Source organism: Dactylosporangium sp. NPDC049742, from assembly GCF_040674675.1.
GTDB lineage: Bacteria > Actinomycetota > Actinomycetes > Mycobacteriales > Micromonosporaceae > Dactylosporangium > Dactylosporangium maewongense.
Window position 1 is genome coordinate 52,891 of record NZ_JBFANF010000062.1, and the last position, 21,546, is coordinate 74,436.

The 21,546-nt window shown below is 72.2% G+C and carries 16 protein-coding genes; 4 read left to right on the forward strand and 12 right to left on the reverse strand.

Annotation, left to right across the window (positions count from 1 at the left end; all coding sequences use genetic code 11):
• The first annotated feature begins 5 nt into the window (after positions 1-5).
• Both AB0J72_RS46315 and AB0J72_RS46320 read left to right on the forward strand, forming a co-directional pair.
• Positions 6-1,997: a PASTA domain-containing protein gene (locus tag AB0J72_RS46315; protein ID WP_363411967.1), complete on the forward strand. Its 1,992-nt coding sequence runs from the start codon at positions 6-8 to the stop codon at positions 1,995-1,997.
• Between the two features lie 89 nt (positions 1,998-2,086).
• Positions 2,087-2,947: a deoxyribonuclease IV gene (locus AB0J72_RS46320; protein ID WP_363411969.1), complete on the forward strand. Its 861-nt coding sequence runs from the start codon at positions 2,087-2,089 to the stop codon at positions 2,945-2,947.
• Positions 2,948-3,866: 919 nt separating this feature from the next.
• Here AB0J72_RS46320 and AB0J72_RS46325 read toward each other — a convergent pair.
• The 5 genes from AB0J72_RS46325 to AB0J72_RS46345 all read right to left on the reverse strand — a co-directional run bounded on the left by AB0J72_RS46325 (position 3,867) and on the right by AB0J72_RS46345 (position 9,447).
• Positions 3,867-4,304 (reverse strand): hypothetical protein, encoded by a 438-nt coding sequence (locus AB0J72_RS46325; protein ID WP_363411971.1) that lies wholly within the window; start codon positions 4,302-4,304, stop codon positions 3,867-3,869.
• Between the two features lie 190 nt (positions 4,305-4,494).
• Positions 4,495-5,526, reverse strand: coding sequence for a GntG family PLP-dependent aldolase (locus AB0J72_RS46330; RefSeq protein WP_363411973.1), 1,032 nt, complete (start codon positions 5,524-5,526; stop codon positions 4,495-4,497).
• A complete protein-coding gene (locus tag AB0J72_RS46335; RefSeq protein WP_363411975.1) occupies positions 5,519-6,913 on the reverse strand; it encodes a class II 3-deoxy-7-phosphoheptulonate synthase in 1,395 nt (464 codons plus the stop codon). Before AB0J72_RS46335 ends, AB0J72_RS46330 begins: the two co-directional genes overlap by 8 nt.
• A 189-nt stretch (positions 6,914-7,102) precedes the next feature.
• Entirely contained in the window at positions 7,103-8,485 is a 1,383-nt protein-coding gene (gene lpdA / locus AB0J72_RS46340; protein WP_363411977.1) for a dihydrolipoyl dehydrogenase, read from the reverse strand.
• A complete protein-coding gene (locus AB0J72_RS46345; protein ID WP_363411979.1) occupies positions 8,482-9,447 on the reverse strand; it encodes a magnesium transporter CorA family protein in 966 nt (321 codons plus the stop codon). The genes lpdA and AB0J72_RS46345 overlap by 4 nt, the downstream gene beginning before the upstream one ends.
• 28 nt (positions 9,448-9,475) lie before the next feature.
• Here AB0J72_RS46345 and AB0J72_RS46350 point away from each other — a divergent pair, with 28 nt between their 5' ends.
• On the forward strand, positions 9,476-10,264 hold the full coding sequence (locus AB0J72_RS46350) for a thioesterase family protein (RefSeq protein WP_363411981.1): 789 nt from the start codon (positions 9,476-9,478) through the stop codon (positions 10,262-10,264).
• 69 nt (positions 10,265-10,333) lie between these two features.
• Here AB0J72_RS46350 and AB0J72_RS46355 read toward each other — a convergent pair whose 3' ends face one another.
• The 4 genes from AB0J72_RS46355 to AB0J72_RS46370 form a co-directional block, all read right to left on the reverse strand.
• Complete coding sequence (locus AB0J72_RS46355; protein WP_363411983.1) at positions 10,334-10,657, reverse strand: hypothetical protein; 324 nt, start codon at positions 10,655-10,657, stop codon at positions 10,334-10,336.
• Positions 10,658-10,710: 53 nt separating this feature from the next.
• The gene (locus tag AB0J72_RS46360; RefSeq protein ID WP_363411985.1) at positions 10,711-12,615 is read right to left on the reverse strand and encodes an endonuclease/exonuclease/phosphatase family protein; all 1,905 of its coding nucleotides are present in this window, start codon (positions 12,613-12,615) and stop codon (positions 10,711-10,713) included.
• Positions 12,578-13,222, reverse strand: a complete 645-nt coding sequence (locus AB0J72_RS46365) for a winged helix-turn-helix domain-containing protein (RefSeq protein WP_363411986.1) — start codon at positions 13,220-13,222, stop codon at positions 12,578-12,580. The genes AB0J72_RS46360 and AB0J72_RS46365 overlap by 38 nt, the downstream gene beginning before the upstream one ends.
• A 374-nt stretch (positions 13,223-13,596) precedes the next feature.
• Positions 13,597-14,013 (reverse strand): hypothetical protein, encoded by a 417-nt coding sequence (locus tag AB0J72_RS46370; protein WP_354903496.1) that lies wholly within the window; start codon positions 14,011-14,013, stop codon positions 13,597-13,599.
• Positions 14,014-14,332: 319 nt separating this feature from the next.
• Between AB0J72_RS46370 and AB0J72_RS46375 the strand changes: the two genes are divergently transcribed.
• A complete protein-coding gene (locus tag AB0J72_RS46375; protein WP_363411988.1) occupies positions 14,333-16,336 on the forward strand; it encodes a sensor domain-containing diguanylate cyclase in 2,004 nt (667 codons plus the stop codon).
• Positions 16,337-17,448: 1,112 nt separating this feature from the next.
• Here AB0J72_RS46375 and AB0J72_RS46380 read toward each other — a convergent pair.
• Genes AB0J72_RS46380 through AB0J72_RS46390 form a run of 3 tightly spaced genes read right to left on the reverse strand, consistent with a single transcriptional unit; the run spans position 17,449 to position 21,440 of the window.
• Entirely contained in the window at positions 17,449-18,747 is a 1,299-nt protein-coding gene (locus AB0J72_RS46380; protein WP_363411990.1) for an AAA domain-containing protein, read from the reverse strand.
• Positions 18,748-18,778: 31 nt separating this feature from the next.
• A complete protein-coding gene (locus AB0J72_RS46385; RefSeq protein WP_363411992.1) occupies positions 18,779-20,263 on the reverse strand; it encodes a hypothetical protein in 1,485 nt (494 codons plus the stop codon).
• Positions 20,264-20,312: 49 nt separating this feature from the next.
• Positions 20,313-21,440 carry a hypothetical protein gene (locus tag AB0J72_RS46390; RefSeq protein WP_363411994.1) on the reverse strand — a complete coding sequence of 376 codons (1,128 nt, stop codon included), beginning with the start codon at positions 21,438-21,440 and terminating at the stop codon, positions 20,313-20,315.
• Positions 21,441-21,546 lie beyond the last annotated feature (106 nt).

Sequence of the window (21,546 nt, forward strand, 5' to 3'; positions counted from 1 at the left end):
AGCCAATGGATACCACGGTCGCCGATCCCCTACTCGGTGCGCTTGTAGACGGGCGCTACCGCGTTCGCTCCCGTGTCGCCAAGGGCGGCATGGCGACGGTCTACACCGCACTCGACGAGCGGCTCGAGCGGACCGTCGCGCTGAAGATCATCCACCCTGGACAGTCGCACGATCCGAAGTTCGTCAACCGGTTCACGGACGAGGCGAAGACGATCGCGCGGCTCACCCATCCCAACGTCGTCGCGGTGTACGACCAGGGTACCCACCAGGGGCTGCCGTATCTGGTCATGGAGTTCGTGCGGGGCCACACGCTGCGCGAGGTGCTCGCCGAGCGCCGCCGCCTGCAGCCGCAGGAGGCCCTCGCGATCATGGAGCAGATGCTCGCCGCGATCGCCGCCGCGCACCGCGCCGGTCTCGTCCACCGCGACGTCAAGCCGGAGAACGTGCTGGTCGCGGAGGCCCCCGGCGACTCGCACAACATCATCGACGGCGTCGTCAAGGTCGCCGACTTCGGCCTGGCCCGCGCGGTCGAGGCCAGCGCCGACGAGACCGGCTCGCACCTCATGGCCACGGTCGCCTACGTCGCGCCGGAGCTCGTCACCGACGGCCACGCCGACCCGCGCACCGACGTGTACTCCGCCGGCATCGTGCTCTTCGAGATGCTGACCGGCCGGGTGCCCTACGAGGCGGACCGCCCGGTCGAGGTCGCGTGGCAGCACGTCGACCGCGACGTGCCGTTCCCCTCGCGGTACGTGCCGGGGCTCCCGCCGGCCATCGACGACCTGGTGACCCGTGCGACCCGCCGCGACCCCGGCGCCCGCCCCACCGACGCGGGCGCGATGCTCGCCGAGGTGCAGGCCGTCCGCGAGAGCATCGGCATGGAGATCGCCACCCGGTCGCGCCCGCTCGCGCAGCCGACGGTGATCGTGCCGCAGGTCGAGTCGGTGCCGCAGACGCAGAACGTGTACCGCACCGGCGCGATGGCGATGGAGCCGGCCCGGCCGTCGTGGGCGAAGCTGCCCAGCCCCTCCCCCGCGCAGCCGCCCGCCCGCCGGCGCCGCGCCGCCGAGCCCGAGCCGGTCGGGCCCGCCGCCCGGCTGGCGGAGCTGCTCGCCCAGATCAACGCCAACCCGCGGACCCGGCTCGCGGTGATCGCCTCGATGCTGACGCTGGGCCTGCTGGTGGCGATCGGCGGGTACTGGATCGGCGTCGGCCGTTACACGGACGCGCCCGACCTGACGACGATGTCCAGCGACATGGCCGGCCAGCAGGCCAGGGCCGCCGGGTTCAAGGTGAAGTTCGGCCCGCCGAGGTTCGACGCGAAGATCGCCAAGGACAAGGTCCTCGCCCAGGACCCGGCCGCGCACGCGCGGATCCTGGACGGTGGCACGATCACGCTCACGCTGTCGCTCGGCCCCGAGATCCACAAGGTGCCCGACATCGCCGGCAAGGAGTACGACCTCGCCCTCGTCGACATCCAGGCGACCGGGCTGCAGGCGACCCGCGCCGAGAAGTACGACGACGCGGTCCCCGCCGGCTACGTGGTCGAGACCGAGCCGAAGATCGGCACCGAGGTCAAGCCCGGCCAGACGATCAAGATCTTCGTCAGCAAGGGCCCCAACCCGGTGAAGGTGCCGCTCGTCATCGGCAAGAACGTCGAGGACGCCAAGCAGTCCCTCACCAAGGTGAAGATCGCCATCGGCAAGATCGAGCCGGTCGACAGCGACAAGCCCAAGGACGAGGTCGTCTCGCAGAGCATCGGCGACGGCAACAGCGTCACCGACGGCATGGTCATCGACCTGCAGATCTCCAAGGGCCCGGCGCTCGTCACGGTGCCCGAGGTCCGCGGCCAGCAGCTCGACCAGGCCCGCCAGCAGCTGGAGTCGATGGGGCTCGCCGTCGACGTGCAGGGCTTCGGCACGGTCCGGCAGATGGACCCGCAGCCCGGCACGCAGGTGCCGCCGGGCACACGCATCCGCCTGCTCGCGTACTTCTAGTGGCGGCTTCCTTCTAAATGGCGGCTTCGGTACAGGTGGCGGCTTCGGTACAGGTGGCGTCTTCGGTACAGGTGGCGTCTTCGGTACGGGTGACGGCTGAGACACCGGTCGGCGGGCACGCGCTCGTCGCCGGTGGCCTGGCCAAGGCGTCGCGGCGTTACGTCGAGCAGACCGGCGCGACCGCCGTGCAGATCTACGTGTCCAACCCGCGCGGCTGGGCGCTCGCCGAGGGCGACCCGGCCCAGGACGCCGCGTTCCTCGCCGGCTGCGGCGACTGGGGCGTGTCCGCGTACATCCACGCCGCACTGCTGGTCAACCTCGGCTCCCCGACCGCGGCGACCGTCGAACGCTCCGTGGCCACCCTCGAGCACGCCCTGCGCCGCGGCAAGGCGATCGGCGCACGGGGCGTGGTGTTCCACGCCGGTTCGGCCGTCGACGCCGTCCATGCGGAGAAGGCTTTGGATGTCGTACGAGAGGTGCTCCGGCCACTCCTAGACCGCGCCGCTCTGGAGGGCTGGCCGCCGCTGCTGGTCGAGCCGAGCGCCGGAGGGGGCCGGTCGCTGGCGTCCAGGGTCGAGCACCTGGAGGCGTACCTGACCGCCGTGGACCACCACCCGCAGCTCGGCGTCTGCTTCGACACCTGCCACGCCTGGGCCGCGGGCCACGACCTGGCCTCCCCCGGCGGCATGACCGCCACGCTCGACACCCTGGTCAAGGCGGTCGGCCCGGCCCGGCTGCGCCTGATCCACGCCAACGACTCCAAGGACCCCTGCGGCTCCACCCGCGACCGCCACGAGTCACTGGGCAAGGGCACGATCGGCCCGGCGGCGTTCGCGGAACTGGTCCGCCACCCGGCCGCGGCCGGCGTCCCCCTCATCGTCGAAACCCCCAGCGGCGACCTGTCCGCCGACCACGCCACCGACATCGCCCTGCTCCGCGCCGCCCTCTGACCCTTTGCCCTTTGACCCCAGCAGGAAGAACTACGGAGGGCAACCTTCAGACTCCGCGCCTGAAGGTCAATTAGTTGGTGTGATGTAGGGTGCAATAGACCGGCACGCACCGCCGACCAGGTCCGCCATCCGGCGCCGTGCCTGTCATGCGAGTCGCCGCTGTGGCCCGCAGGACCGAAGCCGCCCAACCCGCCTCCCACACACGCCCGCGCGCACGGAACCCGCCCCGGCGGCAGGCGCACGGACGACAGGCGCACGGACGACAGGCGCGCGGACGACAGGCGCGCGGACGACAGGCGCGTGATCGCGTCCGGGGCGGGGCGGCGTGCTCGGCGGGCGCCGGTTGGTGGTGCTGCATGTGTGCTGGACCGCAGACGGCAGGATCGCGTGCCCGCAAGCGCGCCGAACCTGCCGCCCGGCAAGCTCCCTCGCCACGCGAGATCTGGGGCTGCCCCGCCACGCGCGGATGGTGCTGTTTCGCCACGCGCGATCTGGGGCTGCCCCGCCACGCGCGGACGGTGCTGTTTCGCCACGCGCGATCTGGGGCTGCCCCGCCACGCGCGGACGGTGCTGTTTCGCCACGTGCGATCCAGCGGGAACGGGGGTCAGGTCAGAGGCTCGCCGCTCGGGACAGACCCGAGGCGTCACGACCAGGCCCGACGACCGGCGTCCAATTGTCACCGCTGGCCCGACATGACAATGCCGGCATCGGGATCGCCGCGCTCCAGGAGGCCACGTCGCCGGCTCATCTGGCGCCCGTGTTCGTGAGAACACGCGTCACTTGTCGACAAGTGTGAGCCGCAGGTCGAACCAGGATCGGGGACGCCAGTGCGCACTCGTCGGCCACGTCCAGAGTCGACACGACACCGCCCAGGGTTGTGCTCACCGACCTGCTGGGCACCGCTGAACGGCGGCGAACCTAGGTGCAGGCGAGGTCATGCCGGTCGGGGCGGAAGACGATCTCGAGCGCGTACTGCGGTGAGCCGCTCGATCCGTGCAGCGTGAACCGGACCTGCTGGCCGTCGAACCGGCGGTCGGCGCAGAGCAGGACGGCCAGGTCGCCGGTCGCGATGGTCCATCCGCCGTCTTCGAGGAGACCGCGGTAGTACGCGACCACCGCGTCCTGGGGGAGGGACGGGTCCGCGCCGATCATGGTCGACGCGATGCCCGAGTCGTCGCTGTCGCGCTGGCACGGTGCCGCGTGGTGGTCGCCGGTGCGGGTCAGGCCGGGGCGGAGGGTGGTGAGGACCGGGTCGGCCGCGAGCTGTTCGGTGAGCCGCCGGTCGTGTTCGGTGCACTCGGGGGTGGTGAACATCGACAGCATCGGCGACACGGACGTCCACGCAACCGTCCCCACGGCCGCCACGATGACAGCGGTTGTCGCCGCGGCGGCAGCGACAGCCCATCGCAGCCGTCGTGCCGGCGGTTCGGCCTCGTCCGCGGGATCCCACACCTGGACATCATTGAGCGCGACAGGCAACCGGGCAAACCCCGCCCGGCCAGCGATGGCCCGCAGTGACCAAGAAGGCCGAGCAGGTGAGGTCAGATCAGGTCAGGAGCTTCGTCAGGACCGCGGCGGCGGTGGAGACGGCGTCGTCGGTGAGGTCGAGGTGGGTGGTGAGGCGGACCGTCCGCGGGCCGAACGGGGACACCAGCACGCCCTGCTCGGCGGCTGCCGCCGTCAGCTGCGCCGCGTCCAGCGGCGCCGCGCGCAGGTCCAGCATGACCAGGTTGGTCTCGACGCGGGCGGGGTCCGCGGCGCCGGTCGGGGCGAGCGCCGCCGCCAGGTGCTGCGCCTTGGCGTGGTCGTCGGCGAGGCGGTCGATGTGGTGGCGGAGGGCGTACAGGCCGCCGGCGGCGAGGATGCCGGCCTGCCGCATGCCGCCGCCGAGGCGCTTACGGATCAGGCGGGCCTCGGCGATGCGGGCGGCGGAGCCGATCACCAGGGAGCCGACGGGCGCGCCGAGGCCCTTGGAGAGGCAGACGGAGAGGGTGTCGAAGAGCTGCCCGTACGTCGCCAGGGGGACGCCGGTGGCGACGTGCGCGTGCCAGATGCGGGCGCCGTCGCAGTGCAGCAGCAGGCCGGCGTCGTCGCAGACGGTGCGCAGCGCCTGCAGGGCCTCCAGCGGGATGATGGTGCCGCCGCCGCGGTTGTGGGTCTGTTCGACGGCGATCGCGCTGGTGGCGACGGTGTAGCCGCCGGGCTGGCGGATCATTCCGGCGACCGTGGCCACGTCGAGAGCACCGCCGGCGAAGGGCCACGTGCGGGTGGAGATGCCGCCGTACGCGGCGGCGGCGCCCATCTCGTACGTGACGACGTGCGCGTCGGCGTCGCAGAGCAGCTCGCCGGCGCGCGGGACGACGAGCTGCAGGGCGATCTGGTTGGCCATGCAGCCGGACGGCGTGAAGAGGGCCGCCTCGTGGCCGAACAGCGAGGCGGCGTAGGACTGCAGCTCGTGCAGCGTCGGGTCCTCGTCGAACACGTCGTCCCCGACCGGCGCCGAAGCCATGGCAGCACGCATGGCCGGCGTCGGCCGGGTGACGGTGTCCGAACGAAGATCCGCTAACACATCAGCCACGCAGCATCTCCGCGACGAGGAACGCCAGCTCCAGGGACTGCTGCGTGTTGAGGCGCGGGTCGCAGGCGGTCTCGTACCGGCCGGGGAGGTCCTCGTCGACGATCGCCTGGGCGCCGCCGAGGCACTCGGTGACGTCCTCGCCGGTCAGCTCGACGTGCAGGCCGCCCGGGTGGGTCTCCAGCTCGCGGTGGACCTCGAAGTAGCCGAGGACCTCGTCGACGATGCGGTCGAAGTGCCGGGTCTTGTACCCGTTGGACGACTCGTGGGTGTTGCCGTGCATGGGGTCGCACTGCCAGACGACGCGGCAGCCGGCCGCGGTGACCTTCTCCACGATCGGCGGGAGCGCGTCGCGGACCTTGTTGCTGCCCATGCGGGCGACGAACGTGAGCCGGCCCGGGATGTTGTCGGGGTTGAGCTTCTCGAACAGCTCGAGCGCCTGCTCGGGGGCGGTGCTGGGGCCGAGCTTGACGCCGATCGGGTTGGCGATGCGCGACATGAAGTCGACGTGGGCGCCGTCGATCTGGCGGGTGCGCTCGCCGATCCACAGGAAGTGCCCGGACAGCCCGTACGGCCGGCCGCCGGCGATCCGGGCGAGCGGCCGCTCGTATTCCAGGGCGAGGGCCTCGTGCGAGCAGTACAGGGTGACGGTGCGCAGCGCCTCGTCGTCGTTGACGCCGCAGGCCTGCATGAAGCGCAGCGCGCGGTCGATCTCGCGGGCGATCGCCTCGTAGCGCTGGCCGGCGGGCGAGGTGACGACGAAGCCCTTGTTCCAGTCGTGGACGGCGTGCAGGTCGCCCATGCCGCCGCCGAGGTACGCGCGGAGCATGTTCATGGCGCTGGACGAGTTGGCGTAGGCGCGGATCATCCGCTGCGGGTCGGCGACGCGGGCCTCAGGGTCCTGGTCCAACGAGTTGATCATGTCGCCGCGGTACGCCGGAAGCCCCAGCGAATCGAGGGCCGCGGAGCGTGGCTTGGTGAACTGGCCGGCGACCCGGCCGAGCTTGATCACGGGCAGGGACGCGCCGTAGGTGAGCACGACCGCCATCTGCAGCAGCGTGCGGGCGTTGCCCAGGACGTGCGCCTCGGTGTTGTCGGCGAACGTCTCGGCGCAGTCGCCGCCCTGCAGCATGAACGCCTTGCCGTCGGCGACGAGGGCGAGCCGCTCGCGGAGCTGGTCGACCTCGTAGGGCGCGACGATCGGCGGCACCGACGCCAGCAGCTGGCCGACCTCGTCGACCGCCGCCTGGTCGGGCCACGGCGGGGTCTGCGCACGGGGCAGGGCGCGCCAGTGGTCGAGACCGAACTCGTCGTCCTCGGAGTTGCCCGCGACGGCCACTCGGGAGATCTCGGGACCGGGGTATGTGAAGTGGTGCCACTCCTGCCGCATACGCAAAAGCCTACCGACCCCTCGGCCCGGACGGGTGTCGCCATCCCGCCCGGTCCCGGAGTACGGAACGCACGGACCCGGACCACGGAACACGGGCCGGGCGCACGGAACGCGCGGGCCCGGCGCACGGAACGCGTGCGCCCGGTCCGCGGGAACTGAGACGCAGCCCACGGTGCCGGAGCCCGCGAGCTACATGTTGATCATGTGGCCGGCCAGGCCGTGGATCGCTTCCTTGACGGCCTCGCCGAGGGTCGGGTGGGCGTGGACGTTGCGGGCGACCTCGTGCACCGTCAGGTCCCACTGCTGCGCCAGGGTCAGCTCCGGCAGCAGCTCGGTGACCTCCGGCCCGATGAGGTGCGCACCGAGCAGCTCGCCGTACTTGCCGTCGCTGATGATCTTCACGAAGCCGGTCGCGTCGCCGAGGCCGTGCGCCTTGCCGTTGGCGGTGTACGGGAACTTGACGACCTTCACGTCGAAGCCCTTCTCGCGGGCCTGCGCCTCGGTCCAGCCGAAGCTGGCGATCTGCGGCTGGCAGTACGTCGCGCGGGGGATCATGACGTAGTCGAGCTCCATCGTCTCCGCGCCGGCGATCGTCTCGGCGGCGATGATGCCCATCGACTCGGCGGCGTGCGCGAGCATCAGCTTCGCGGTGACGTCGCCGATGGCGTAGATGTGCGGCACGTTGGTGCGCAGCCGCCCGTCGACGTCGATCGCCCCGCGCTCGGTGAGCGCCACGCCGGTCTTCTCCAGCCCGTACCCCGCGACGCGCGGCTGGAAGCCGATCGCCTGCAGCAGCTTGTCCGCCTCGAGCACCTGCGCGGCGCCGTCCTTCCCGACGACCTCGACGCTCACGCCGTCGGCGGTCTCGGCGACGGCGGAGACCCGCGTCGAGGTCAGCACCTGGATGCCGAGGCGCTTGTACCGCTTCGCCAGCTCGGCGGACACCTCGGCGTCCTCCAGCGGGACGAGCCGGTCGAGGAACTCGACGATGGTGACCTTGACCCCGTAGTTGTGCAGCACGTAGGCGAACTCGACCCCGATCGCGCCGGCCCCGGCGATGATGATCGACGACGGCAGCTCCTCGGACAGGATCTGCTCCTCGTACGTGACGACCTTGTCGGACAGCGACGTGCCGGGCAGCAGCCGGGTGGTCGCACCGGTGGCGATGATCGCGTTGGCGAACGTCACCGTGTCGTCGCCGACCTGCAGGGTGTGGTCGTCGAGGAAGACGCCGCGGCCGTGGTACTGGCGGATCTCGTTCTTCTTCATGAGGTAGTGCACGCCCTTGACCCGGCCGTCGGCCACCTTGCGGCTGCGCTGGAACGCGGCGCCGTAGTCGAAGGTCACCGAGCCCTGGATGCCGAACGTCTTGGCCTCGGCGGTGAAGATGTGCGCCAGCTCCGCGTTGCGCAGCAGCGCCTTGCTGGGGATGCAGCCGACGTTGAGGCAGACGCCGCCCCAGTACTTGTCCTCGACGATCGCGGTGCGCAGGCCGAGCTGCGCGGCGCGCACGGCGGCGGTGTAGCCGCCGGGACCCGCACCGAGGACTACAACATCGAAGTGGTCGCTCATAACCAGTCCTTGCGTTTGAAGGTGACGTACAGCCACACGGACAGCACCACGATCAGCACGGCGGAGGTCACGAACCCGGCGTGGTGCTCATAACCCGGAAAAGGCAGATTCTGCCCGTAGTAACCCGTAACAGCCGTGGGCACCGCGATGATGGCCGCCCAGCTGGTGACCTTCTTCATGATGTTGTTCATCCGGTTGCCCTGGACCGCGAGGTTCGACTCCAGGATGGTCGCGACGAAGTCGCGCAGCCCCTCCGTCCACTCCGTGACCCTCAGCACATGGTCGTACAGATCCTGGTAGTAGGGGGCGATCTCCTCGTCGACGAGCTTGGCGCGGGTCAGGCCGTTGACCACCTCGCGCATCGGCAGCACGACCTTGCGCAGGTGGCTGAGGCTGCGCCGGAGCCGGAAGCTGCGCTGCTGCACCTGCCGGACCGCCTGCGGGGTCTCCTCGAAGAGCGTGTCCTCGAGGGCCTCCAGGGCGTCGTCGAGCGCCTGCACCGCGTCGAAGTGCCCGTCGACGACGACGTCGAGCAGCCCGTGCAGGAGGTACGCCACGCCGTGCCGGGCCAGCTCGGACGTCGCGTCCCAGCGGCGTACCGCGGCGTCCATGTCGAACCCGTCGCCGTGCACGGTGATCAACGCCCGGCCGGTGATGAACGCCGACACCGGGCACACGGTCAGCTCGCCGCCGTCGCCCTCGAAGGTCGCCTGGTACGCGCTGAGGAACAGGTGCCCGTGGTAGTGGCTCAGCTTCGGCCGCTCCCGGGGCGACGACGCGTCCTCGATCGCCAGCTGGTGCAGGCCGAACTCCTCCTGCACCCGCTCGTACACCTGCGGCGACGGCGACACGAGATCCAGCCACACCACCGTGTCCTCGGCGGCCAGGTGCTCCGAGATATCGTCGAGCGGGAAATCCTCGGCCACCAGGTCACCGTTGCGGTAGAGCCGCGTTCGCGCCATGCCGTCATCCAACCAGAAGGAGGCAGGCGTGGCAGCGTTCACCGAGGCGACGCAGGTCCGGCCCACCGGCGACGGCTTCGACGCCGAGCTCGATCCACTGTGGACTGTCGGCGGCAAGCCCAACGGCGGCTACCTCCTGGCGATCCTCGCCCGCGCCGCGGTCGAGGACGCCGGCACGCACCCCGACCCGCTGTCGGCGAGCGCGGTCTACCTGTCGCCGCCGGACCCCGGCCCGGCCACCGTCACCGTCGAGGTGCTGCGCACCGGCCGGACCGCGAGCCAGGTCCGGTCGCGGCTGTGGCAGAAGGACCGCGCGTGCGTCGAGGCGCTGTTCACCCTCGGCACCCTGGCGGCCGCCGGCGAGCCGCGCTGGGTCGACGCGCAGCCGCCACCGGTCGCCGCCGAGCAGGGCCTGTTCCCGACGCCGTCGGAGGCGCCCGGCACGGGGCTGCGCATCGACATGCTGGACCAGTTCGAGCAGCGCATCGACTGGCAGGCGGTCGGTGACCCGCCCGGCGAGCTGCGCGGCTGGCTGCGGCTGCCGGACGGCGCGGCGTGGGACCCGGTGTCGCTGCTGTTCGCCGCGGACGCGTTCCCGCCGGCGACGTTCACCCTCGGCAGCCACGGCTGGACCCCGACGCTGGAGCTCACCGTGTACGTGCGGGCGGTCCCCTCCCCCGGTCCGCTGCGGGTCCGGCAGCGGGCCCGGCTGCTCACCGAGAGCCTCGTCGACCAGGTCTGCGAGATCTGGGACGCGCGGGACCGGGTCGTCGCGCAGGCGACCCAGCTCGCCGCGTACCGGATGCCGGCAGCATGACCGTCGTGCCGGCACGATGACGTCGCGCCCCGCACCGGACGGTGCGGGGCGCGACTGCGGGAGAGGAGGTTACCGCTTGACCCGTTTCCGCACGCTCTTGCTGGTGCTCCGCCACGCGTTGGTCGCAGCCTTCATGGCCCGCTGACGCGGGGTCTGCTTCCGGCGGCTCCGCACGACCGTGACCACCGCGACGACCACGGTGGCGACACCGGCCGCGGCGGCGGTCACCAGCGGAACGGGCCGACGGCGTGCCACGTCCTTGCCCTGCTCGGCCAGCTCGGCCGCGCGCTGCTTGGTCTTGGCGGACATCGTGTCGACCGTGTTGCCAAGGTCGTCGCGAGTATCGATGGCGGGGCCACCGATCTTGCTCCCGTTCGCATGTGTGACGCTCATCGCTGCCCCTTTCTCTCTCTGAGAGCAGGTTGCCCATCCACCGCGGTGCTCAATCACCGCAATGTCGTGAAGATCGGCGCATGGTCGGACGTCACTGCCGTGCCGACGCTGACCTCGGCGCAGGTCAGGCCCCTGACCAGGACGTGGTCGATCTGCTTGACGGGCTTGTCGGCGGGGAACGTGCGCACCGGCCGGAACGCCGCGAACCCGTCCGCGTAGCCGGCGTCGGCGAACGCGCGCATCGCCGCGTCACCGGGCTCGATGTTGAGGTCACCGGCGATGAACGTCGGCCGGTCGCCGCCGAACCGGGTCGCGAACGCGGCGATCTCGCCGACCTGGACGAGGGGTTCGGCGTCCGGCGGCGGCTGGATGTGCGTCGACACGACCGCGATCTCCCGGCCGCCGAACCGCACGACGACGCCGAGGGCCTGGGCGCCCGTCGGCGCGCCGACCGCCGACAGCCGCACCGTCTCGGCGGCGGTGACCGGCAGGTTCGTCAGCACCGCGTCGCCCCAGACGGCGTCGGCGGCGGGGGCGAACCAGTACCGCATCCCCAGCCGCGTCGCGAGGGTCCGCAGGTCGTCGTGGCCGCCGTTGAGCACCCACGCCCGGTCCACCTCGGACAGGACCACGACGTCAGGGTCCGACGCGGCGATCGCGCGGGCCGCCGCCGCCGGCCGGAAGGTGCCGTCGAGCCCGAAGCCCATGCGGATGTTGTACGCCGCCAGCCGCAGCCCCCGATCCGCGCCGGCCGCGTCGGCCCGCTCGACCGGCGGGGTCGTGGTGGCCCCGAGCAGCGGCACGAGCAGGCACACCGCGACGGCCGCGAGACCCGTCCGCCACGGCACGCCGGTCGCGGGCGCGCCGGCGCCGGAGCGCAGCAGGATCCAGGCGGGGGCGAGCGCGACCGCGACCGGCACCCACTGGTTGGGGTAGCCGAGGTCGTAGGCGGCGTAGTAGGCGACGGCGGCGACCGCGAACACGAGCATCCCGGCGAGGGCGGCGTACCCGGACCGCGCGTTCCGGCCGGCGTCGGGCTCGGGTGGCGTGTCGGCGGCCGCGGCGCGGAACGCCCAGCCGAGCGCGCCGCAGCCGAGCAGCAGGGCGACGAACAGGCCGCCCGGGCCGTGTGACAGGCCGAAGACGATCGCCGCCGCGACGATCGTCACCGCGGCCGCGACCCGCTCGAAGCGGCCCCTGAGCGGGCCGGTCGCCCCGGCGAGGAAGCCCACCACGGCCAGGCCGAGCAGCAGCTCCGGCACGGCGGGCGGGGGTGTGGTGGCGACGGGGTCGAAGCCGTAGGACAGGGCGACGGTCGCGACCGCCGGTGACAGCGCGAACATGCCGGCGAGGAGCATCGCCGGCCCCACGAGGAACCAGGCGGCGGCGGACGTCCTACCGGGTGGCGTGCGCCGCTGGTACCAGATGAACACCAGGCACTCGGCGGCGACGAGCGGCGCGGCCCACCACCGTGACTGCCACGTCAGGTCGACGGTGCGCAACGCCGCGTGCTGCAGCGCGGCGGCGGCGAGCCCGACCGGGACGCCGACGGCCGCCGGTCCGCCCCGCACGGCGGTCGCCGCGAGCCACGACAGCCCGGCGAGCAGGCCGATCGAGGCGACGTACAGCTGGGCCTGTCCACCGTGGACGAACAGCAGCGCGAACCGGGCGGCGACGAGCCCGGCGCCGGCGGCGAGCGCGACCGTCGCCGCGTGTCTCCCGGCGCCCCACCGGGCGGCGAGCGGCACCACCGCGAACGGGACCAGGAACCACAGGAGCGCGAACGCGCCCATGAGCTCGGCCGGTGTCGACGCGGCCTGCCCGAAGATCGTGATGATCGACGGGAGCCAGACCCGGAGCAGGTCGACCAGGAGCAGGGTCCCCGCGGCGGTGCTCAGCAGCGGGGCGGGGACGCGGGAGTCAGTCCTCGCGAACGACAACCTGGACGGCGGCGTCATCGTCGAGACGATAGCCGACGCCGCGCACGGTGGCGATGATCCGTGCGGCCTCGCCGAGCTTGACCCGCAGGCGCCGCACGTGGACGTCGACGGTGCGCTCGGTGCCGACCATGTCGTAGCCCCAGACCTGGCGCAGCAGCTGCGCCCGGCTGAACACGCGGCGCGGGTGCTCGCAGAGGAACAGGAACAGGTCGTACTCGCGGCGGGTCAGCGGCACGGGCGCGCCGTCGCGCAGGACGAGCCGGGACCCGGTGCACAGGAAGAGCGACGGGGCGTCGGGTGCGGCCGCGCCGATCCGCTTGACCTTCGCGTCGACGCCGCCGATGACGGTGTCCGGGGTCTCGACCAGCCGCAGGTTGCGGCCGGTGTGCTGGGACGGCCCGTGCTGCAGGGTGTGCGCCGGCGTGGCGGCGCGCTGCAACGGGGGCTGGGGCTGCTGGGTGCGCTGGATCTGCTGCTTGGCCTGGCTGGCGGCGAGCGCCTCGAGGTCGCTGATCAGGCGGGACGCCTCCGGTGGGAGCTCGTCACCGCCGTTGAGGGTGATGTGCACGGTGATGGTGACCACCGAGGGCGCCACCTCTGGCGCACCGACGACCGAAATGGCCATTTTCAATTCCTCTCGAAAAGCCTTTGCAATGACGCCGAATCAACGAACCGTCACTCGACAAAGGCCGTCGAAATGGTGTGCACGTCGCGAGACCCACGCCGGGTCAAGGTGTACCTCAAGGCACATGGGACCGACCTTACCAGCATCGTCACCCATAGCGACAGGGCTGTAACCTGCCGCACAGAATTGATCGATGACAATTCGTCTGATGTTTTCGGCCGACATTCACCGGCCATTCACGACACGTCTACGAGTCCAGCCTGGTCACCGCACGGCGATGGGTCAATCCCTTCCCGCATGTTGAGAAAGCCCGGTCATCGCCGATCACCGGAACCATGCCGAGGTGCGCACATGTTGACGACAAATCCTATCCACTAGATAGAATCTCGTCGTCCACCATATGGGATCGAGGCACGCAACTCGCCAGGGCTGACAATACTCGCACCGAGCTCGCGCACCCGTTCGCGGAGCTCCCGGTCGGCGGTGACCACCACGACAGGCCGGTGACCGACATTGTCGGCGACGAGCGCGACGATGTGGTCATCCCCGGATCGCGGCGCGTCTTCCACGTGCACGCCCGCGACCGGCGGCACGCCGCGGGCGGCGCCCTCCACCACCAGGGTCACCGCGCCGAGCAGCGGCGGGGGCAGCGCGGCGGCGTCCCGCGCGGCCAGGGCGTCCCGGAGCCGGGTGGCCGCCCCGCGCCGGTCCCGCCACCAGCCGTCGGGCACGGATCCGACGACGTTGGCGCCGTCGACCACGATCAGCGGCTCGTCCCGCCCGCCGTCCACGTCTGCCGGCCGCCCGCCGCGCGCATTCGTCCGCCGCTCGTTACGCTCGTTCGCCGGCCACCCGCCACGCAGGTTCGCCGGGCGCTCGTCATCCACATTCGTCGGACGCTCGTCACCCACGTTCGCCGGCCGCTCGTCATCCACATTCGTCGGACGCTCGTCACGCTCGTTCGCCGGCCGCTCGTCACCCACGTTCGCCGGCCGCTCGCCATCCACGTTCGCCGGCCGCTCGCCATCCATGTGAGCAGTCTTACCCAGTCCTCGCGGGGAACGCCTCAGCCGCACCCGCACCGCGCCGATGTCGAGCACCGGAGGCGCCATGGAACAGATCCGCGAGACGGCCGGTGTCACCCTGCGCACCATCATGCGGTACGTGCGCGCCAGGGGCGGCGACACCGCGGTCACGCACGTGCTCAACCTCGCCGGCGAACACGAGCCGCCCGAGGCGTACGACGACGCCCGCCGCTGGTGGTCCTACGAGACGAAGATCAACGTCTTCGCGGCGGCCGCGCAGGCCCTCGGCGACGAGTCCGTCGGGCTGCGCGTGGGGCAGAGCATCCTGTCGTACTCCGTCAACACCCCGCTGCGGCTCGGCCTGCTGCTGCTCGGCGGCCCCACCCAGCTCATCCGGCTCATCGCGACCACCAGCGCCAAGTTCAACGCCGCCGCCGACATGTCCACGCTCTCCACCGGACACGGCACGGCCAGCGTCCAGTACCGGCTGCGCAACGGCTACCAACCCAGCCGCTACGACTGCGACTACACCCGCGGGCTGCTCACCCAGCTGCCGGCGCTCTTCGGCCTGCCCGCCGCCACCGTCACCCACGACGTGTGCCAGGTCCGCGGCGCCGAGGCGTGCGTCTACAACGTCCGCTGGCGGCAGCGCCGGCTGTTCTCCTGGCTGTGGCGGGGCCGCCACCGCGACGACGACGCCGCCGACGACATCCTCGCCGGCCGGATGGAGCTGCTCCAGCGCACGGTCGCCGAGCTGGTCGCCGCCGAGCAGCCGGAGCGGGCCCTCGCGCTCGTCGCCGACCGGGCCGGCTACGCGGTGAACGCCCAGGCGTTCCTGCTGGTCGCCTCCCCCGCGCCGGACCAGCCGCGGCAGGTGCACGGCTACGGGCTCACCGACGCCGAGATCGCCGTGCTCACCGACGCGCCGCCGACCAGCTTCGCCGGCACGATCGTCGCCGACATCGCCTCACCCAACCGCTACTACGGCTACCTCGTCGCGTACTGCGAGGACTTCTTCGACGCCGAACGCCGCATGCTCGACGCCTACGCGAACCTCGCGGCCGTCGCCCTCGACGCGCTGTCGGCGCTGGAGACGGCGGCCGAGCGGCAGCGGACCGCGGAGAGCCTCCTGGCGCTCGCCCGCCAGCTCACCCTGGCCCGGACCTCGACCGAGGTCGCCGAGTTCACCGCCGACGCCGTCAAGTCCGTCATGGGTGCCGACTCCGCCACCGTACTGCTGCACCAGCGCGGCAAGCTCCGCATGGTCGCCAACGCGGGCGCCAGCGACGGCCGGCTCCGCAAGGCGCACAACCTCACCGTGTCCCCGCAGGACACCGCCCTCTTCGACCGCTTCCGCGACGGCACCGGCCAGCCCCGCGTCTACGACAGCAGCAGCGACGAGCCGTTCATCCGCGCGATGCTCGACACCTTCGGCCACGACATGATGATCATCGTGGACATCGCGCTGCCGGACCACCCGTACGGCATCCTCGTCGCCGCCTACGACACCCCGCAGGGCACCGCCCGGGCCCGCGAGATCACCAACCGGATGGCCGGCGTCGCCGACCAGGCCGCCACGGCCCTGCGCACCTGCGAGCTGCTCGACGAGACCTGGCGCCTGGCCCACGTCGACGCCCTCACCGGCCTGGCGAACCGCCGCGCGTTCATGTCCGCGCTGGACGCCGCCCTCAGCACCGGCGAGGGCGCCGTGCTCTTCATCGACCTCGACGGCTTCAAGTCCGTCAACGACACCCTCGGCCACGCCGCCGGCGACGAGCTGCTCACCGCCGTCGCCGGCCGCCTGGGCGCCTGCATCCGCACCGGCGACCTGGTCGCCCGCCTCGGCGGCGACGAGTTCGTCGTGCTCACCCACGGCACGCTGGGCGCCTCCGGCGTACCAGACTTGGCGGAGCGGATCCGGCACGCCTTCACCGAGCCGATCGCCGTGCGCGGCTCCTCATCCGTCACCGCCCGCGCCAGCGCCGGCGGCACCCACTTCCACCTCGGCGAGGAACCCCAACACGTCCTGCACCGCGCCGACACCGCCATGTACGAAGCAAAACGCCTACTCACCACCGTCTACAACTAACCCCGCCCCACTCCGTCACCGCCAACTCACGGCGAGCAACATCGCCCAGATCAATTAGATCATCCGTGCTACGGTGCAGAAGCGGTCCAGCACCACCGGCCGTGCCCTATCGCCACCACGCCGGCAGGACCGGACTCCGAACCCGCTCAGCGTCGACGCCCATCCACCCCCACGAAACGCGCCCCACCCGCGCACGACACACGCCCACCCGCGCGCCTGATTCGCATTCACGCTCCACGATCAACGCTTGCGCAGCGACGCACGGCGGGCGGCCCGCACACACACTCGGCGTGACGCACGGCGGGCGGCCCGCACACACACTCGGCGTGCAGCGGCCCACACACCGGCTTCACCCGTGCGCGACCCCTCCGCCTTCCAAACCGCCGGCGCGGGCCTCGCCGTGCTGATTCTCGCCCCGACGGTCGCCCTTCTCCCCCGCCCTGGGCACCGCGACCGCATGGCAGCAACGCGTGACCCAGCACAACGGCCACATCGCGCCCCCGGCGAGCACCCTCGGTGCGCGTGGCCGTCACGGCGTCTGGGCGTAACAGCTGGTCAGCGGCCGCCCCGCAGGTGGGCGAGCATCGCCTGGCTGGCTTCCCATCCGTCGCGCATCGCCCATCCGTCGCGCGTGACCCAGTCGCCACAAATAACCTGAATGCCATATTTTGCCCAGAAAGCGCATATCCGTTATAGGACTTATCTCGCCCAAGCTTCGCATCTCGTAGACGCAGCAGCAGGTTCGTGGTCACGTCGACGGTCGTCGCTGGCGCGTCGGGCAGTGATCGCAGCGCGGACAAAAAACAGGCGGGTCACCTCGCACGACGCCGCGCCTCGACCGCTGTCGCCAGTCAGCCCGCCACGGTCCGACCCGCCAGCCGCGTCGGCGCGCAGACGTTGGTCAATGCCCAGCTTTGCCCCCTTTGTGCAATAGACAGTGCGCGATCCACCTACAGTTCGATCTTTGTTTTGGGGGTGGATCGCGCAACGTCTATCCCGGAAAGGGGCATTTTGGGGCATTGATCGATGTCTGTGGAGGAGGGGCGGGAACCGCGCGGAAGCTGTTGCTCATGAGGAGCCGGCGGCAGCCGGGAAACGGGGCACGAGTGTCGTCAATGGGTGGAGCTGAGGTGGGCGAGCATCGCCTGGTTGGCCTCCCAGCCGTCGGGGAAGCGGACCGGGACGTTCAGGTGGACGGGCTCGGCGGACGGGTGGGTGTCGAGGAGTTCGGCGATGCCGGCCCGGGCGACGACGACGCAGGCGTGCCGGTGGCGGGAGGCGAGCACGCACAGGCGGCCGGCCTCCAGGTGGAAGGCGCTCGCGTCGCGGCGGCCGGAGAGGGGGTGCAGGATGACGGTGACGTCGTACTCGCGGCCCTGGAGGCGGTTCGCGGTGTCGACCGTGACGTCGGTGGCGGCGGTGCCGGCCAGGGCCTGGCGGATCGCGGCGACCTGGTCGCGGTGGGCGGCGCCGACGGCGATCCGGTCGACGGTGACGGGGCGGCCGTCCGGGGCGTGCTCGGAGTAGGCGACGGGGCCGCGCTGCAGCAGCCGGTTCACCAGGGCGGCGATCGCGGCGACCGCCTCCCGGTCGGTGCGCACCGTGTGCCGGGCCGGCAGCTCGTGCAGCGCCCAGCCGGTCCGGCGGGCGGTCTCCAGGGTCGCGTCGAGGCGGAAAAGATCGTGGTCGCCGCCGAGGGCACGGGCGGCGAACTCCAGGCGGCGGTCCAGCGGTTTCGTGCCGGCCTCGAACGGCGTGAACGGGTAGAACGCCGAGGACACCACCGCCGCCGCCGACGGCGGGAGGCGCCACGACACGGGCAGCCGGTGGACGGGCAGGTCGGGGTTGTGCCGCAGCAGGACCGCGACCGCGCTCTGCATCGGGTCCCAGGACAGGCCCGCCCAGCGTTCCACGGCGACGACGGAGAAGGGGTCCAGCTGGCCGGGGTCGCCGACGAAGAGCGCGCGGGAGAAGCGGCCGGCGACGCGTAACAGCATGTCGGAGCGCATCTGGTACGCCTCGTCGACGATCGCCCGCTCCCAGCTGCCGTCGGTGACGGTGGCCCACTTCGCGGCGGTGCCGATGGTGACGGCGCTGGCGTTCATGTCGCTGACGGCGCCGCTGACGGTGACGGTGCCGTGCCTGATGACGCGCTGGGCGGGGACGTAGGTCGACGCGGACAGCCGGCCGATGGCGAGGGTCGGCGCGGCGGTGGCGAGCCGGTCGATGAGGTCGTCGACCTGCTCGTTGGTCTGGGCGACCACCATCAGCCGTTCGCCGGATTCCGCCAATGTACGAGCGGCGCGCACCACCAGCGTCGACTTCCCGGCACCGGGCGGGGAGTCGACCACGACGCCACGCCCGGCGGCCGAGCCGAAGTCGCGCAGGATGTCCTCGATGACGCCGGTCACGACCAACCCCCCACAACGTCGGGCAGAAACCTCACGACCAGTCCTCCACGGCGTCGTTCTCGCTGGGGCCGTACTCGACCGTCGGCGGCGGGCCGCCGTGCGTCCACGGGGTGTCGTCGCGGCTCGGGAAGCGGCCCGGCGGCTGGTACGCGTCGGTGACCGGCCCGTACGTGACGCGCTCCCCCACCTCCGGCACCGACCCCGGCGCCGGCTGCTTCGTGGAGCGGCCCATGCCCTTCGACAGCTCCAGGGTGACGTCCACGCTGGACACCTCCACGACCATCGCCTGCTGGGCGAGGCGCGCCGGGGAGACCAGCAGCGCGCCCGGCTCGAGCCGCACCGGGTCGTCCGTCTGGACGGTGATGTGCGGGCGCAGCGCCGCCTTCTTGCCCGACGTGTCGACCCGGTTCGGCGACGCCGCGACGACGGTACCGGTGAAGGCCTCCCCGGACAGCCGGAACTCGGCCATGACGAGCGGGTCGTCGAGGGCCCGCTGCGCGTCGAACCGGGCCTGCTCGCGTTCGAGCCGGTCGAGGCGGCCGGCGGCGGCGACCGCGCTGTCCCGCCGGGGCTGCGGCAGCGCGGTCCCGTCGGCGAGGCCCATGTGGTACATGGTGAAGACGTCGCGGTCCATGGCCCAGCGGGTCTCGACGGACGCGCCGGCGGGCCGGGCCCGCAGGAGCCGGACGGCCTGCCAGGTCAGGTCCCAGGTGGGCTGCATCTGGTCGGCGACGGCCGCGGTCAGCGCCGCGAGGGCCCGCTCCCGGGCGAAGTCGTCGTCCGACCGGGCGACGGTGGCGAGGGCCGGCGCGAGGATCTCGTTGTCGAACGTCGGGTCGGTGCTCGGCCCGGCCGGCGGTGAGCGCAGCGGGTCCTCGGCGAGCGCGGCCGCGGCGGCGCCGTCCAGGCCGCCGGGCGGGTCGATCCAGCCGAGCAGGGCGGCGAGGTTGGCGTCCTCCAGGCCGCTCTGCCCGGTCGCCCAGTGGTTGCCGAGGACCTCGGTCATGGCCAGCAGCATCGACGAGCCGGGGTGGTCGGCGCGTTCCCGCAGGAACGTCAGCCACTGCCCGAGGATCGGCACGGTCCGGTGTACGGGGTACGGCCCGAACGGCCGGCGGAACCTGGTCGAGCGGCCCAGCAGGCGCACGAACTCGATCCCGCCCCGGTTGGGGACGATGACCTGCGGGGCCTCGGCGTACCGCAGCTTCGTGCCGGACGTGGCCGAGTCGACGCTGCGCGCGCAGCCGTCCACGTAGGACAGCACGACGCGGGCGAGCTCGGCGACGAAGTCGAAGCGCTGGGTGCGGTCGCGCGGGTTGGCGACGACGAGCAGCCGCGGCTCGTCCGGGTCGGTGCCGACGATCGCGGCGAGGGGCGCGGCCGCCTCGCCGGCGAGGCTGAGCGGCACGAGGACGAGGGGGTTCGCGGCGATGTGGGTGTGCCGGACGGTGGTCAGGGGCTGGGCTTTCCCCGACTCGACCGCCTCCGCCCTGGCGAGGGCCGTAAGGATGCTCACGTCAACGGCTCACACAGCTCGCGCGGCTCGGACACGTTGCTCACGGCGGTCAGCCGATGCCGTCGAGGCACTCGGTGCGCAGCTTGTGCGCGAAGCGCAGCAGGCCGGCGATCTCCTCCTGGCCGGCGCCCGGCGTCAGCGTCCCGCGGGCCAGGCCGAGGACCGTGCCGATGCTCTCCACCCCGCCGAGGTCGTCGCGCACCGAGCGGCCCAGCGCGGACGTCGACCCGGCCGCCTCGTCGCGGCAGAAGAACGCCATCTCGCACGTGCCGAGGCAGTCCGGGCTGTACCGGGCGTCGATCGTGCTGACGGCCTTGCGCAGCTCGTCGGCGGGGCGGGTGGCCTGCTGCTCGCCGTCGTAGGCGAGGTCGAAGGTGAGCCCGGCCGGCAGCGCGTCGAGGATCGACTCCAGCCGGGTCAGCCGGGACAGCTGCCGCCGCAGGACGGTGAGCTGCTTGCGCACGTCGACGAGGGTGGCCGTCGGCCGGTTCGCGAAGTTCTCCGGGCAGACGAGGACGACGTTGTGCGACACCGTGTCCTCCGGGTGGCCGAGCTCGGCGAGCAGCTCGCGCATGGCCATCACGTACACCGCGGACTGGGTCGCCGCGGCGGCGGTCTTCCCCGGGTCGGCCTGGCCGTCGATGACCGCGAACGACTTGATCTCGACCACGTGGAACTTCCCGCCGGCCCGGAACGCGATGAGGTCCGGTTCGAGGTACGCGTAGTAGCCGGCGATCTCCAGCCGCAGCATCGGGTGGTCGAACAGCGTCCCGGCGTCGTCGCGGTCGGCGGCGGCCCGCGCGAGCAGCGCCTTCGTCCGCGCGTACCGGACCTCGCGGCTGGCGTTGCCGCCGACGTTGGACAGGTCGTCGTAGGCGACCTCGGGGATCGCCAGGCCGAGCCGCTCGCGGAGCAGCTGCAGCAGCTCGGCGGCGCCGTCGGCCTTCACCTGCGCCTCGAACGCGTTGCCGCGGGCGATCGCGAACCTGGACTGGCCGAAGCCGGCGGGGAAGCCGAGCTGCCCGGCGACGGCGCCCTTGTTGACCCCGGCGGCGTCCATCAGTCCACGGCGGCCGCACCCCGGGTTGCTGGTGAGCGCCGCGATGGTCCGCGCGTTGTGGTTGCGCGGCGCCACCGTGCCACGGATGCGGTCCAACCGGTCGACCAGTGGGTCCATGAGCGGTCTTCTTTCGGGGAAGCAGTTCGCGGTCTCTTGCTACGGCGCGGCACGCCGCGGGCCGGCCGGGGGGTTCCCACCCCGGAGCCCCCCATGCGCCGCAGCG